The organism is Microlunatus speluncae (assembly GCF_009299835.1).
Classification (GTDB): Bacteria; Actinomycetota; Actinomycetes; order Propionibacteriales; family Propionibacteriaceae; genus Microlunatus; species Microlunatus speluncae.
Genome location: NZ_VKCZ01000020.1, coordinates 23019 through 37946, shown reverse-complemented (window position 1 = coordinate 37946; position 14928 = coordinate 23019). Strand labels below are relative to the sequence as shown.

The 14928-nt window shown below is 69.6% G+C and carries 10 protein-coding genes, 1 pseudogene and 1 riboswitch; of the genes and pseudogenes, 8 read left to right on the top strand and 3 right to left on the bottom strand.

Annotated elements, in window-relative coordinates; all coding sequences use genetic code 11:
• Nucleotides 1–242: 242 nt before the first annotated feature.
• The 6 genes and pseudogenes from FNH24_RS25680 to manD all read left to right on the top strand — a co-directional run.
• Nucleotides 243–1529, top strand: a pseudogene (locus tag FNH24_RS25680) (alpha-L-fucosidase); the annotation flags it as partial.
• A gap of 433 nt (nt 1530–1962) precedes the next feature.
• Entirely contained in the window at nt 1963–3210 is a 1248-nt protein-coding gene (locus FNH24_RS25675; RefSeq protein ID WP_161606314.1) for a GNAT family N-acetyltransferase, read from the top strand.
• 230 nt (nt 3211–3440) lie between these two features.
• Entirely contained in the window at nt 3441–4283 is an 843-nt protein-coding gene (locus FNH24_RS25670; protein WP_152365109.1) for a sugar phosphate isomerase/epimerase family protein, read from the top strand.
• Nucleotides 4270–5472, top strand: coding sequence for a Gfo/Idh/MocA family protein (locus tag FNH24_RS25665; protein WP_152365108.1), 1203 nt, complete (start codon nt 4270–4272; stop codon nt 5470–5472). The genes FNH24_RS25670 and FNH24_RS25665 overlap by 14 nt, the downstream gene beginning before the upstream one ends.
• A 61-nt stretch (nt 5473–5533) precedes the next feature.
• Complete coding sequence (locus tag FNH24_RS25660; RefSeq protein ID WP_152365107.1) at nt 5534–6859, top strand: mannitol dehydrogenase family protein; 1326 nt, start codon at nt 5534–5536, stop codon at nt 6857–6859.
• The gene (gene manD, locus FNH24_RS25655) at nt 6856–8094 is read left to right on the top strand and encodes a D-mannonate dehydratase ManD (protein ID WP_152365106.1); all 1239 of its coding nucleotides are present in this window, start codon (nt 6856–6858) and stop codon (nt 8092–8094) included. Before FNH24_RS25660 ends, manD begins: the two co-directional genes overlap by 4 nt.
• A 69-nt stretch (nt 8095–8163) precedes the next feature.
• On the opposite strand, the gene FNH24_RS25650 is transcribed toward manD, so the two are convergent.
• Together FNH24_RS25650 and FNH24_RS25645 are read right to left on the bottom strand one after the other, a co-directional pair.
• A complete protein-coding gene (locus FNH24_RS25650) occupies nt 8164–8823 on the bottom strand; it encodes a hypothetical protein (RefSeq protein WP_152365105.1) in 660 nt (219 codons plus the stop codon).
• Nucleotides 8824–9259: 436 nt separating this feature from the next.
• Nucleotides 9260–10081 (bottom strand): hypothetical protein, encoded by an 822-nt coding sequence (locus FNH24_RS25645; protein ID WP_152365104.1) that lies wholly within the window; start codon nt 10079–10081, stop codon nt 9260–9262.
• Nucleotides 10082–10440: 359 nt separating this feature from the next.
• Nucleotides 10441–10549, top strand: a riboswitch (TPP riboswitch).
• A 56-nt stretch (nt 10550–10605) separates the two neighbouring features.
• Here FNH24_RS25645 and FNH24_RS25640 point away from each other — a divergent pair.
• Nucleotides 10606–11232, top strand: coding sequence for an ECF transporter S component (locus FNH24_RS25640; RefSeq protein ID WP_217428541.1), 627 nt, complete (start codon nt 10606–10608; stop codon nt 11230–11232).
• Nucleotides 11233–11559: 327 nt separating this feature from the next.
• A complete protein-coding gene (locus tag FNH24_RS25635; protein WP_152365103.1) occupies nt 11560–14571 on the top strand; it encodes an ATP-binding cassette domain-containing protein in 3012 nt (1003 codons plus the stop codon).
• Between the two features lie 14 nt (nt 14572–14585).
• Here the strand turns inward: FNH24_RS25635 and FNH24_RS25630 are convergent, their stop codons facing one another.
• On the bottom strand, nt 14586–14909 hold the full coding sequence (locus FNH24_RS25630) for a thioredoxin family protein (RefSeq protein WP_152365102.1): 324 nt from the start codon (nt 14907–14909) through the stop codon (nt 14586–14588).
• Nucleotides 14910–14928: the final 19 nt, after the last annotated feature.

The following is a 14928-nucleotide window of genomic DNA, read 5'->3' as shown; positions in this document are numbered from 1 at the left end:
CCACATGACGTTGTAGGAGCCATCAGCGTCGCTAGAACGTAACCCGGCGATCGAGGGTCGTCAATAACTTCCGCTCGGTGTTCCACCGTTGTCAAGGACCCCCGACGGCGTGTCCGACGAATCCGAAAAATCTGCACGAAACTCTGGTGAATGAGGCCGATCACTGCGAAGATCTAACGTAATCATCGGATGAATTTGGCGATGCCAACGGACCCGGCGCGAAAGCGCCAAGCCAGTGGAGGAGTACGGCGATGACGCAGGACCACGCATGGTTCACTCACGATCGATTCGGGATGTTCGTCCACTGGGGCCTTTACGCTCTGCCGGCCCGGCACGAGTGGGTGATGCACCGGGAACAGACCAAGATCGCCGACTACGAGCGGTACCTGCGGTATTTCGAGGCCGATCTGTACGACCCCGAGCAGTGGGCCGAGACCGCGAAGAACGCCGGCATGAAGTACGTCGTGCTGACCACCAAGCACCACGAGGGCTTCTGCCTCTGGGACTCGGCCCTGACCGACTACAAGATCACCAACACCCCGCACGGCAAGGACGCCATCGGCCCCTACGTCGAGGCGCTGCGCGCGGCCGGGCTGAAGGTCGGCTTCTATCACTCGCTGATCGACTGGCATCACCCCGACTACACGATCGACCTGATCAATCCGCGGCGGGAGGACGACGACATCCCGGAGCAGAACGAGGGCCGGGACATGGCTCGCTACCGGGAATATCTGCACGGTCAGGTCCGGGAACTGCTGACCCACTACGGCAAGATCGACTACCTCTTCTTCGACTTCTCCTACCCCGGCCGCGATCATCCCAACGGCGGCGCTCCGGGCAAGGGCCATGAGGACTGGGATTCCGAGACCCTGATGGCGCTCTGCCGCGAGTTGCAGCCGGGCATCGTGATCAACGACCGCCTCGACATCCCGGGCGACCTGGTCACCCCGGAGCAGTATCAGCCGAGCGGGCCGATGCTCCGCGACGGCGAGCCGGTGCTGTGGGAGGCCTGCCAGACGCTGAACGGCAGCTGGGGCTATGACCGTGACAACGACGACTACAAGTCCCCCGAGTTGTTGATCAAGATGCTGATCGACGGCGTGGCCAAGGGCGGCAACCTGCTGCTCAACGTCGGTCCGACCGGTCGCGGCGAGATCGATCCGCGCGCCCGGGCCACGCTGGCCGAGATCGGCGACTGGATGGACTACAACGACCGATCCATCTATGGCGCCGGGCCGGCCGACTTCACCGCGCCGGCCGATTGCCGCTTCACTCAGAACGGGGACCGGCTTTACCTGCACCTGTTCTCCTGGCCCATGAAGCACGTGCATCTGGCCGGGCTCGGCGGTCGGGTGGAGTACGCCCAGTTCCTGCACGACGCCTCCGAGATCCACTTCACCGAGGCCGATCCGCATGCCGTGGCCCAGAACACGACGCCCGGGGCCGAGGACGCGGGGACCGTCACCCTGACCCTGCCCGTACGGCCTCCATCCGTTGCCGTGCCTGTCGTGGAGATCTTTCTCAAGTAGGGGGCTGATCTCGCGGTGGGGTCTGGGGGATAGGTGCGCGGGCAACCATCCGCCCGCGAGCAAGTGTGGGTGCGGCTGCCGCGGCACTGCGTTCGCGGGCTCCCGCCAGGCCCGTCCACGCCCGCGCACCTATCCCCCAGACCCCACCGCTTCCTTTTAGCCGCACAGGGGTTTAACCGTCTCAGCCGAGCGGAACCCTGGTTTCGCCGACTGCCTCACCGAGCGTATGGCTGATCACGAAGGCTTGTTCCGTTCCCTGAGCTTGTCGAAGGGCAGAGCAGGTGCGGGGACGCTGCGTCTGCTTGTTTCGTTCCCTGAGCTTGTCGAAGGGCAAGCCCGGGCCGGCCCTTCGACGGGCTCAGGGAACGGAACAGGATCCTTCGATTTCGAATATCGGGGTGCGGCTGTCGGCTCGGCGATGTTGACTGGGTCCATGTCGACACGTACCGCGCCGCATCTCGCCAAGCCTGAGCTGGTCACCACCACCGAGGAGACCAAGGACGACTTCTTCGCCGCGATCGCGCGCGGTTTTCATGACACCTATGACGCCGAGGTCTGGGGGCCGGCGCGGGATCTGTTCGAGCCGGAGCGGAACTTCGGTCATCGGGTCGACGACCGGTGGGTGTCCAGTTGTGGCGCGTACACCCGGGAGATGGCGACGCCCGGCGGCTCGGTGCCGGTGGCGGCGGTCACCGTCGTCACCGTGGCGCCGGGCTATCGGCGGCGAGGGCTGTTGACCGACATGATGCGGCACCAGCTGACTGTGGATGTGATGGATCGCGGGGTCGAGCCGTTGGCGTTGCTCTGGGCGTCGGAGTCGTTGATCTACGGGCGGTTCGGCTACGGCCGGACGACCTCGCTGCTCAGCATCTCCGGCAAGACCCGGGAGATGGCCTTCCTGCCGGGAGTCGATCTCGGCGACGGGTCGGTGGACGAGGTCAGCGTGGAGGAATATCTGGCCGCCGCTCCGGAGGCCCGGGACCGGTTCTTCGCCGACCGGCCGGGTGCGCTGGCCCGGACCGAGGCGTGGTGGAAGGGCATGGTGCACGACCCGGAGGCCTGGCGGCGCGGGGCCTCCGCCCGCCGCTTCCTGCTGCACTTCGCGGCCGACGGCACGCCGGACGGGTTCGCCAGCTTCCGGACCAAATGGACCGACGACGGCGGCGAGGTGATGATCAACGATCTCGACGCCGCGACCCCGCAGGCCTATGCCCGGCTGTGGCGGTTCCTGCTCGACCTCGACCTGATCCGCGTCTTCCGGCTCGGGCATGCGCCGACCGACGAACCGCTGCGCCAGCTGGTCGCCGACCAGCGCGCGATCAAGACCGAGCTGCACGACGCCTCGTACGCCCGGCTGACCGACATCCCGCGCTCCCTGGCCGCCCGCAAGTACACCGGCGACCTCGACGTCGTCCTCGACGTGGCCGACAGCTTCCTGCCGGAGGTGGCCGGACGCTTCCGGGTCCAGGCCGGCCCGGAGGGGGCCGACGTCACCCGGACCGACGCGACGGCCGATGTCGCCCTGACCGTCCGCGACCTCGCCACGATCTACCTCGGCGGCACCCCGTTGAACACCCTGCAGCGCGCCGGCCTGATCGACGAGCACACCCCCGGCAGCGTGCAGGCGATCTCACACGCCTTCAGCTGGCCCCGCGCCCCCTTCTGCCCCGACGACTTCTGATCGTTCGTTCCCTGAGCCTGTCGAAGCATGTCCTGAGCTTGTCGAAGGGGGCAGCCGTGATGCAACCCATTGCATTCCGGGACCTCAGCAGGGTCGGGCCTGGCCCCCTTCGACAAGCTCAGGACATGCTTCGACAGGCTCAGGGGACGTGAGGCCAATTCCGCGATGCGAATGGCAACTGTTGGCAAGCGTTTGCCCTCCGGATCGGCGCCAGCTTAGGGTCGGGAAGCGTGACCACATGGACGTTGTCCGGCTTCGGTGACGAGATCGACCCCGACCCGGTCGTACAGATCGCGGTCCTGCAGGCGCTCGGGGCCAACCACCTCGAGGTACGCAGTGCCTGGGGCACCAACATCGTCGAGCTGTCCGGTGATCAACTGTCCCAGCTCAAGATCATTCTCGACGAACGCGGGATGGGTGTCTCGGCGATCGCGTCGCCGATCGGCAAGGTCGACGTAGCCGAACCGATCGAGGCCGAGCTGAAGCGGCTCGATGCCGCGATCAACGCCGCCCAGCTGCTCGGCGCCGGGTTCATCCGGATCTTCTCCTTCTACCGGGGCGAAGGGATCGCGGTCGAGGCGATCCGGGACCGGGTGATCGATCACCTCGGGGCACTGGCGGAGCGGGCCGGACAGGCCGGGCTGGTGTTGCTGCACGAGAACGAGAAGGGCATCTACGGCGACGTGCCGGCCCGGGTGCACGACCTGATCACCGGCGTCGGCTCGTCCGCGCTCAAGGTCGCTTGGGACAACGCCAACTTCGTCCAGTGCGGCGTCCGGCCCTACACCGACGGCTTCGACCTGCTGCTGCCGCACCTGGCCTACCTGCAGGTCAAGGACGCGAAGGCCGACACCGGCCAGGTGACGCCGGCCGGCGAGGGTGACGGCCAGCTCGCCGAGACCGTGGCCGGGCTTCGTGATCATGGTTTCGACGGCTTCGCCTCGCTCGAGCCGCACCTCGCCATCGCCGGGCAACTCGGCGGATTCTCCGGGCCGGCCGCGTTCGGACGCGCGGCCCGCGCCTTCGCCTTCCTCACCCACACCCAAGGAGTGATCTTCGATGACGGCCCCTGAAGCTTCGAGTACGCCCACGCCGGGGCAGCGCCGGATCGTGATCATCGGCTGCGGCATCATCGGCAAGCATCACGCGCTGGTGGCGACCAAGCACCCGGACTTCGTCGTGACCGGGCTGGTCGACACCGACCCGGCGGCGATGGAGCGGGTGGCCGAGGTCGTCGTCGCCGAGGGTGCCGACCGGCCGACGTCGTACGGCAGCATCGCCGATGCGCTCGCCGCCGGTGCCGACGTGGCCGCGATCTGCACCCCGAGCGGGCTGCACCTGGACCAGGCCGAGGAGTGCCTGGCCGCCGGCGTGCACCTGGTGATCGAGAAGCCGCTGGACGTCAGCGTGCAGCACGGCGTCGAGTTCGGGCGGCTGGTCGAGGCGGCCGAGGAGCGCGGACAGGTGGTCAGCGTGATCAGCCAGCACCGGTTCGACCCGGGCAGCCAGGTGGTCCGCAAGATCATCGAGGAGAAGAAGCTCGGCACCGTCACCTCGGCGATGGCGAGCATGGCCTGGTTCCGCAGCCAGGCCTACTACGACTCCGGGGACTGGCGCGGCACCTGGGCGCTGGACGGCGGCGGCGCCGTGATGAACCAGGGTGTGCACACCGTCGACCTGCTGCGCTGGTTCCTCGGCCGGCCGGTCGAGATCTTCGCCCACACGGCGCAGTTGGCGCACGAGCGGATCGAGATCGAGGACACCGCGACGGCGACGATCAGGTTCGAGTCCGGCGCGCTGGCGGCGCTGCACCTGACCACGGCCGCCTACCCGGGCCTGACCGTCCGACTCCAGGTGCACGGCTCGCTCGGCTCGGCGATCATCGACAACGATGAGCTGAAGTATCTGCACGCCGGCGACGGCGAGGTGGACGCCAACCTGCGCAGCGCCAAGTCCCGCGGCAATCAGGCCGAGCAGGCGAGCAAGGCCGAGGACGAGTTCTCCGGCAGCCGCAACGACCCGAACTCCTTCCTGGCCGGCCATCTGCGTCAGTACGACGACATCGCCGCGGCGATCAAGGACGGCGGTCGCCCGTTGGTCGACACCCAGGAGGCGCTGCTGTCGCTGGCCCTGGTACGGTCGATCTACGTCTCGGCGACCCTCGGCCAGCCGGTCGCCTTCGATGACGTGCTGCACGGCAAGTACGACGACGTCGAGCCCGTGATCAAGGGCCGGCCGGTCGAGGTCGAAGCAGCTTCGTGATGACGTTGCCTGATCCGTTCCCTGAGCCTGTCGAAGGGCTGAGCCCGATCATGACCATCCGATGACCCAGGTCAACGCGCGACTGGCACACCTCGGACTGGGCGCGTTCCACCGCGCCCACCAGGCCTGGTACACCCACCGGGCCAACCTTGATCAGTCGGGCGATCCCTGGCTGATCACAGCCTTCACCGGTCGCCAGGTCGAGCTGGCTCGGATCCTGAGTGATCAGGACGGCCGGTACACGTTGATCGAGCGGGCCGCCGACGGTGATCATGCGACCATGATCGAGACTCACGCGGCGGCGCTGCCGGGTGGTGATCATGAATCCTGGCGGTCGGTGCTGGCCGATGATCAGATCTCGGTGCTGACGACCACGGTGACCGAGGCCGCGTACCTGATCGATGATCAGGACCGGCAGCGACTGGCGGCCGGCGAGGCCGGGATCTCGGTCCCGGCCCGGATCGTCGACGGCCTGCGCGGCCGGCACCGCTCCGGCGGCGCGCCGATCGCCGTGCTGTGCTGCGATAACCTGACCGACAACGGCACCATGCTGCGCGGGCGGGTGCTGGAGCTCGCCGGTGATCTTGGTGCTGACTTCGCCGACTGGGTCGCCGGATCGGTCACCTTCCCGTCCAGCATGGTGGACCGGATCACCCCGGCGACAACGGCCGATGATCTTGTCGTGGCCAAGGAGCTGTCCGGCTGGGACGATCGCGCGCCGGTGATCACCGAGCCGTTCAGCGAGTGGGTGATCGCGGGCGACTTCCCGGCCGGACGCCCGGCCTGGGACGTCGCCGGCGTCCGGTTCGTGGCCGACGTGCAACCGTACGAACAGCGCAAGCTGTGGCTGCTCAACGGCGCTCACTCCCTGCTGGCCTATCTCGGCCTGCAGCGCGGGCTGAGCACGATCGCCGAGACGATGGCCGATCCGGTTTGTGTCGCGGCGATGGAGGACGCGTGGCGGGACGCCGCCGCCGTGCTGCCGTTCAAGCAGGCCGAGATCGACGCCGCGACGGCCGCCCTGCGCGACCGGTTCGGCAATCCGCGGATCCAGCACCGGCTGGCCCAGATCGCCGCCGACGGCTCGCAGAAGTTCCCGGTCCGGTTCGGTGACGTGTACCGGCACCGCCGGTCGGCCGGACTTGATCATGGAGCCGCGCTGCCGCTGGCCGTCGCGGCCTGGATCTGCCACCTGCAGACCGACCTGGTCAAGGACGCCGGCGCCGTCGAGTTGATCACCGCCCTGGCCGGAGCGGCCGGCGACGCCGACCGGGTCCGGCTGGCCCTGGCCGTGCTCGGCCCGGAGGCGGCCGACGATAATCACCTTGCCCGGGACACCGAAGCCCGGCTGACCGAGCTACACACCACAGGAGAGACACCGTCGTGAAGATCGAACGCGCCGAGGTGATCGTCACCTCGCCGGACCGCAACTTCGTCACCCTGAAACTGACCACCGACGACGGGATCACCGGGATCGGCGACGGCACGCTGAACGGCCGTGAGCTCGCGGTGGCGTCGTATCTGAGCGAGCACGTCGTGCCGCTGCTGATCGACCGGGACGCCAGCCGGATCGAGGACACCTGGCAGTTCCTCTACCGCAGCGCCTACTGGCGTCGCGGCCCGGTCACCATGGCCGCGATCGCCGCGGTCGACGTGGCGCTGTGGGACATCAAGGCGAAGTCGGTCGGGCTGCCGCTCTACCAGCTGCTCGGCGGCGCCAGCCGGGAGGGCATCCTGGCCTACGGTCACGCCAGCGGCAAGGACACCGAGGCGCTGTTCGACAGCGTCCGATCCCATCAGGAGCAGGGATATCGGGCGATCCGGATCCAGACCGGCGTGCCCGGCCTGAAGTCGATCTACGGCGTCGCGGCCAACGTCACCCAGCCCGGCAACGAGGGCAAGCGGTACGACTACGAGCCGGCTCAGCGGGCCCTGCGCCCGGCCGAGGAGGACTGGGACACCCGGTCCTACCTGCGCCACCTGCCGACCGTCTTCGAGGCGGTGCGGGGCGAGTTCGGCCCGGAGTTGCCGCTGCTGCACGACGGCCATCACCGGATGACGCCGATCCAGGCGGCCAAGCTGGGCAAGGCGCTGGAGCCGTACGACCTGTTCTGGCTCGAGGACTGCACGCCGGCGGAGAACCAGCAGGCGCTGCGCCTGGTCCGCGAGCACACCACGACGCCGCTGGCGATCGGCGAGGTGTTCAACACCGTCTGGGACTACCAGGGCTTGATCAGCGAGCAGTTGATCGACTACGTCCGCAGTGCGGTCACCCACACCGGCGGCGTCACCCACCTGAAGAAGATCTTGGAATTCGCCGCGCAGTATCAGATCAAGTCCGGCATCCACGGCCCGACCGACATCTCACCGGTCGGCATGGCCGCCGCCCTGCATCTTGATCTTGCGATCCACAACTTCGGGATCCAGGAGTACATGAAGCACGGCGACGCCACCAACCGGACCTTCAAGCAGTCGTTCACCTTCGAGGACGGCTACCTGCACCCGGGTGATCAGCCGGGGATCGGCGTCGAGCTGGACGTGGACGAGGCCGGCAAGTATCCGTACCAGACGGCCTATCTGCCCTACAACCGGTTGGCCGACGGGACCGTGCACGACTGGTGATCTTGAAACCTCAAACGAGCCTGCCGAGGATCTCCTCGACAGGCTCGTTTCAGGTTTCGGGGGTGGTGATCAGATGCAGACCAGGCCGAGCAGGTCGATGATCTTGCAGTCCCGCTCGTCCTCGTCATCCTCCTCGCCCGGCCGCGAGGATCCGGACGGCGTCGCCGACGGTGTCGGAGTGGGATCTCCGGACGGACCGGCCGACGGCGTCGGCGGCCGCGGCGGCGTGCTGCTCGGCGCCGGCTCCTCGGTGGGCACGGGCGGCGAGCCGGCTTCCTTGGACGGTGCGGGCCGGGTCGGCTCCGGATCCTTCGTCGGCTCCGGATCCTTGCTCTGCCGCGGCTCCTTGGTCGGTTCGGGATCCTCCGGCGGCGCGGTGTGGTCGTCGTCCCCGTCCGGTTCGCCGTGGCCCTGCGGGCTCTGCGACAGCTTCCCGACCGGCGGCCCCTCGTTGTCGTCGGGTTCCTGTTGATCTTCGTTCCCGGCCGTACTCGAGGGGGTCCCCGGTGTGTTCGACCGCTGACTCCGGTCGGCCGCGCGGCGGGCCTCATCCAGCGCGGCTTGGCGCTCCGCGGCCCGGCGGGCCGCCTTGGAGTGGTCCGCTTCGGCCTCGGGTTCGCCCCAGCCGGCCGGCGCGATGATGTCACTGCCGGCGGCGGAGTCAGGCTGGTACTGGTAGAGCACCGTGGTGGTGCCGATGGCGAGGGTCAACCCGAACCCGGCGCACATCAACAGGAGTCCGCGGAGCCCGCCGGTCCGCGCGAGGAAGCCCGGGCGATCGGGGGAACCGTTCGTTGGCCGCCGCAGGGCGCGCCGTGGCTGATCTGAACTGTCCGGTGGGAACGCAGCTCGGCCTGGCACGAAGTGGACCTCCTCCACCGCGCCATCGGGCCCCCCGACGCGGGAATCTGTTCCAACGGCCGAACGTCCCCGATCGACGTCCGTTGTCAGACTTGGCTGAACCACTTACACGTGCGAATCATTGAACCGATTCGGCGACGCGCCAAGGCTACTGAGCGGGCGGGTCTCGGGGGAACCGGCTTCAAGAAATCTTGATCTTGTCCTGCGGTGGGCCTCAGGTTCCCCAAGATCAAAGCCGACTTGTAGCGGCCGGGCCCACGTGCCTGGACCACATAGCGCTCAGCCGCTACAAGTCGGCTTCGGGTCAGATGCAGACCAGGCCGAGCAGATCGATGATCTTGCACTCGCGATCATCGTCGTCGCCGGGCTTCGGCGGCTTCGGGGTCTTGGTCGGCGGCTTGGTCGGTTTCGTGGTCGGTTCCTTGGTCGGCTCCGGCCGCTTCGTCGGTTCCTTGGTGGGCTCGGGCTTCTTGGTCGGCTCGGGATCATCCGTCGGCCGGCTGGTCGGCTCGGGCTTCTTGGTCGGTTCCGGTTCCTTCGGCGGCTTCGGCTGCCGGGTCGGTTCCTTGGTCGGCGGGGCCGGCTCGGGCTGCTTGGGTGGCTGCTCGGTCGCGCGCGGCTTCTTGGTCGGCGCGACCCGCTTCGGCTCCTTGCTGGGCGGCGGTTCGTCGGCGGAAGGCTTCGGCTCGTCGACCGTGCCCTGCGGGCTCCGCTCCGGCTGGCGTACCGGCGGATCGTTGGTGTCGTCCGGAGCCGGCGGCTGCTGCTCGTCGGCGGGCGGCGTTGGCGCGGGCTCGGTCGGCGCGGGTGGTTCGGTCGGAGTGGGGCCGGGGTCGAGCAGGATGCCGACTCCGGGATGGTCGGACTGCCGGCTGCGGTCTTCGGCCTCGCGGCGGGCCTGCTCCAGCTGTCGCTGCCGTTCGGCGGCCTGCCGGTCGGTCTCGCTCTTGCTCGGCGGCTCGGCGCCGGCCTTCCAGACGCCGGGGATGATGACCCGGCTGCCGGGCGCCTCCGGTGAGGTGATCGATCCCTGGTTGCCGAGCACCGCGGTCGAACTGATGGCCAGGGACAGGCCGAAGCCGGCGCCGATCACCAACAGCCGGCGGAGGCCGGTGGATCTGAACAAAGGTCTGAGGGGCCCTGGGGGGTCTTTCGGCGGAGCGGTCGCCCGCCGTGGGCTGGTGGATGGATCGGACGAGGCTGCGGGTCGGCCTGACACCGAGTAGGACCTCCTCACCACGCCTTCGGGCCCCCGGCGCGGTACGTGCTGCAACGGCGAACGTCCCCGATCGACGTCCGTTGTCAAGCTGGTGCTGACGCAAAGTTTTCGATCACGGGACCCGGAGTCGACCCGCAGCCGAAGGATTCAGATTACCCAGCCGGTGGGCTGACCGGAACCCGATTCGGGAATCACTTTCGGACAGTCTCAGCGGCCGGACCTCCGGCTCCGACCCGCCCGGTTCGGCGGCGGCGAGTTATCGTTGCGGTGAACGACAGGGGAGCGCCGCACCTGGGGCGCTGAGAGTGCGACAGATCGCAGACCCTCGAACCTGATCCGGTTGACACCGGCGTAGGGAGTCGGGCCATCTCGAGCCGCGACGGAGCGATCCGTCTCGGCTTCCCTTCCACGAGACTGGAAGGAAAATGATCATGACCACCGAAGCTTCGGCGGATCCGCACCTGGCCACCGGGCCACTGCTGCGCTGGCGTACCGTCGACCTGATCACCGCGGTGATGATCGGCGTCGCGTTCGGCATCGCCTTCATCGGCTGGGCGCAGGTGACCAACCTGACCCAACCACTCTTCCTCGCCCTGCCTCCGCTGGGTGGCCTGCTCGGCGGATTCTGGTGGCTGCCGGCCGTCGTCGGCGGGCTGATCATCCGGCGCCCGGGGGCGGCGTTGCTGGCGATGCTGGTCGGCGCCAGCGTCGAACCGCTGCTGGGTGGGCAGTGGGGCATCAGCACCCTGGGCTCCGGGCTGTTCCAGGGGATCGGCGTCGAGCTCGGCCTGCTGATCTTCGGCTACCGGCGCTTCACCGCGCTGTCGGCCATGCTCGGCGGGCTGCTCGCCGGCCTGCTGGAGACGCCGTACGAATGGCTCACCTACTACCAGGAGTGGGCCGTCGGCTACGTGCTGATCTACGGCGTCGCCATGATGATCTCCGGTGCCCTGCTCGGCGGTCTGGTCGGCCTGGCCCTGGTCAAGGCCCTCACCGCCACCGGCGTCCTCGCCCCCTTCCCGCCGGGCCGCGAACGCGCCGCCGCCCACCGGATCTGACCCTCGATGGGCACCACCGCCCACCCGCCTTGATGGACGTACGTGAGCGCCGGGTGGTCTTGGGGACGGGTGCGGCCGGTCCGGTGGACCGACGATCTTGGTCGGAAGATGCCGGCCTCGCCCGGCCGCAGGTCCTGACGCGACCGGGCGAGCATCGAGTGGGACGTTTCCCGCCCTCGCCGGGCCCGGGAAGCCGGGAAACGTCACACTCGCCGTGCCGTGCCGTGGTGTCTGGCCAGGGCTCGGGCGAGGTTGCGTCCGGTCCGGCGGTGGGCGTCTCGGGTATGGCGGCTGCCGGCGCCTTGGCGCGGCGCGGTGGTCCGCCGGATGTCGGCCGATCGGGACTGGGCGTGCCCCGCCTGCATCGGGGATCGGGCGAGGCTGTGTCCGGCCGGGTCGGTGGGCGTCTCGGTGCGGCCGGCGCTGGCCTCGGCGGGGTCTACGAGCTGTCCGCGGACCCGCACTGGGTGGGGTCGAGGCTACGTGGCCGGGTCTCGGCGCGTTCTGGCGAGCATCGAGTGGGACGTTTCCCGTCCACTCGGCGCGTGGAGAGCCGGCAAACGGCACAGTCGGTGGGCGAGTGGGGGCGGGGGTCGAGGACCGATGGGTCGGTTTCGGGCGGAGTGGGGATCCATGCCGGATGAGGGCAGGTCGGGACCGGTTGGGCTCGGGTCGGGTGACGTTGGTGCGGCCGGTGATCGTGGCGGGTCCGGGACCGAGGTCGACGGAGTCGGGCGAGAAGGGGGTGCGCCGGCAGCGGGATCGGAGCCGGGGGCGGTGGTCGTTCGCGGGCTGAGTTGGCGCCCGCACGGTCGGCGGGAGCCGACACTGCGCGATCTCACCGTGACGCTGCGGCCCGGGGAACGGGTGCTGCTCGCCGGGGCCAGTGGGTCCGGGAAGTCGACGTTGCTGAGGCTGTTGGCCGGGCTGGCCGACGAGAGCCTGGGCGAGCTGACCGGCGAGTTGCGTACCCCGGGCGGCAGCCGGCCCGGCGGGGCGGGGCTGCTGCTGCAGGATCCGACGCACGCGGTGGTGGCCGAGCATGCCGGGCGTGATGTGGCGTTCGGACCGGAGAACCGGCGGGCCCCGCGGCCGGAGATCCTGCTCCGGTCGGAACGGGCGTTGGCCGCGGCCGGCTTCCCGTATCCGGCGACCCGACGGTCCACCGATCTCTCCGGCGGCGAGCAGCAGCGGCTCGCCCTGGCCGGCGCCCTCGCGCTCGATCCGGAACTGTTGCTGCTGGACGAGCCGACGGCGATGCTCGACCCGGCCGGCGCCGCGACGGTGCGGGATGCGGTGATCAACGTCGTCGGTGATCGGCCGGTCACCGTGGTGGTCGTCGATCACCGGCCCGGCGACTGGCTCGACTTCTGCGATCGGATGATCGTGCTCGACCCGGCCGGCCGCCTGCTGGCCGACGGCCCGGCGCGGACCGTGCTGGCCGAGCGGCGGACCGAGTTGCTGGCGGCCGGGGTCTGGGTGCCGGGTGAACCGCCGCCGGATCCGGTCCGGATCGATTGGACGAGTCCGCGGCCGGCCGACCCGAGTGCCCCGGTCAGCGAGTGGCGCGAGGCGTCGGATGGTGGTCGTGCGACCGAATCGGCTCCGGGTGAATCCGGGTCGATCCGTTGGTCGGAGGTGCCGGGCACCTCGGAGGCCATGGGCCCGCCGCGATTCGGTTCGGGTGGTGCTCGGCCTTCGGGTTCGGATCCGGTCGAGGCTCGGCTGGCCGGTTCGGAGAGTTTGGGTACGCGGGAGTCGGGCGCGGGATCAGCCTCATCGGGAGCTGAACACTCGGCGACGAACCCGGGCCACTCAACCGAGGGAGCGGTGATCTATCGCGCCCTGGATCTCTCGATCGACGCACCGGGCCGGGGCGCCGGGAGGAGTGGCGATCGCCTGGTCGACCGGCTGGAGTTGGAGTTGCGCCGTGGCGACCTGGTGGCGGTGCAGGGTCGCAGCGGCAGCGGGAAGTCCACCCTGCTCCGGGTCCTCTCCGGTCTCCTCCCTGCCGGCGCGGGTGAGGTGATCGTCGAGAGTGACCTTGTCCACGCGGATCCGACGATTTCAGGTGGGAAAGTGCACTCTCGGCGCAGCGGAGGCGGGATCTCGCTGGAGCGGGTGGCGCGGCGGTCGCGGGAGTTGGCGCGGGTGGTGGCCTGGCAGCCGCAGCATGCCGAGCAGCAGTTGACCCGGCGGACGGTCGAGGCCGAAGTGCTGGCGACCAGTGAGGCGGTGTTGGCCGACGATCCGGCCGAGTTGGCGGCCGCCCGGCGGCGGGCCGAGGCGATGATCATCGCGCTCGGGCTGGACCGGCTCCGCGGGGCGGATCCGTACCAACTGTCGGGCGGGGAGCAACGCCGGGTCGCGCTCGCGGCGGCGGTGGCGCACCGGCCGGCGGTGGTGCTGCTGGACGAACCGACCGTGGGTCAGGATCGGCAGACCTGGGCCGCGGTGGCCGGGGTGATCGAGGCGCTGCGGGCGGACGAAACCGCGGTCGTCGTCGCCACCCACGATGCCGACCTGGCCGACCGAGCCGGTGATCGGCTGATTCTCGGTGCAGCCACGGAGGCGCCGGATGCGAAACCCGATCACCGGATCGTCGAGGTGATTGACCCGGGCGATCCGCCGGCCGCGCGGTGCAACCCGGCGGCCCTGCTGTTGATCGCGCTCGGCGCGGCGATTGGCTCGTTCTTCGTCGACCACTGGCTGACCGGCCTGCTCACCCTGGCCGTGACCGCGTTGCTCGCACCGCTGGCGGTCCGCGGGGTGCGCTCGACGCTGGCCCGGCTGACCCCGGTGACGCTGGCGGCGCTGACGGTCGGCTGGTCGGCGCTGGCGTTCTCCGACCGCGGATTCCTGGCTGCGCAGTCGTGGCCGATCGCGGCGGCGGAGGTGACCCGGATCGGCTGCCTGGTCATCCCCGGGGTGCTGCTGATCCCGTCGCTGCCGCCGAGCCGGCTCGGCGACGCGCTGGCCCAGCGCTGCCGGCTGCCGCATCGCCCCGTGGTCGCGGTGGCGGCCGGACTGCTCCGGCTGCAGCAGTTGATCGACGTCTGGCGGACCATGGCCGACGTGCGGCGGATCCGCGGGCTCGATCCGGGGCGGTCGCCGATCGGCCGGGTCCGGCACGTGGCCGGGATGACCTTCGCCCTGCTGGTGTACGCCCTCCGCGCGGCTCAGGAGTTGGCGCTGTCCATGGACGCCCGGGGCTTCGCTAGCGCCCGGAACCGTACCTTCGCCTTGCCGTCGCCGTGGCGCGGAGTCGACTGGACAGGCGTCGGCGTCGCGACCCTGCTGGTCGCGACGCCGCTCGTGCTGGCCCGCCTCATCGGCTGAGCTTCAGCCAGCGCTCAGAGGTATTCCTCGATGGCGCCGAGCAGGACGGACTTGGCCTTGGCGCCCTTGAAGGCCTTGACCAGTTCGCCGCCGACGTACACCTGGATCGTCGGCAGGCCGAGGACGTGGTTGTTGGCCGGGGTCACCGGGTTCACGTTGGTGTCCATCTTGACGATCGTGACCTTGTCGCCGTGCGCCTGGGCCAGCTCCTCGATCACCGGGGCGACCTGCTTACACGGCCCGCACCAGTCGGCCCAGTACTCGACCATGACCGGCTTGTCCGACTTCAGCACGACCTGGTCGAAGGTCTCGTCGGTGACTTCGATGACAGCGCTCATCGTTCCTGCTTTCCTTCTG

Bases quoted from the DNA above. Each gene is read 5' to 3' on its own strand.
- FNH24_RS25675 (WP_161606314.1), top strand. From the start codon at position 1,963: ATGTCGACACGTACCGCGCCGCATCTCGCCAAGCCTGAGCTGGTCACC.
- FNH24_RS25665 (WP_152365108.1), top strand. From the start codon at position 4,270: ATGACGGCCCCTGAAGCTTCGAGTACGCCCACGCCGGGGCAGCGCCGG.
- FNH24_RS25660 (WP_152365107.1), top strand. From the start codon at position 5,534: ATGACCCAGGTCAACGCGCGACTGGCACACCTCGGACTGGGCGCGTTC.
- FNH24_RS25650 (WP_152365105.1), bottom strand. From the start codon at position 8,823: ATGTGCGCCGGGTTCGGGTTGACCCTCGCCATCGGCACCACCACGGTG.
- FNH24_RS25640 (WP_217428541.1), top strand. From the start codon at position 10,606: ATGACCACCGAAGCTTCGGCGGATCCGCACCTGGCCACCGGGCCACTG.
- FNH24_RS25635 (WP_152365103.1), top strand. From the start codon at position 11,560: ATGTCGGCCGATCGGGACTGGGCGTGCCCCGCCTGCATCGGGGATCGG.
- FNH24_RS25630 (WP_152365102.1), bottom strand. From the start codon at position 14,909: ATGAGCGCTGTCATCGAAGTCACCGACGAGACCTTCGACCAGGTCGTG.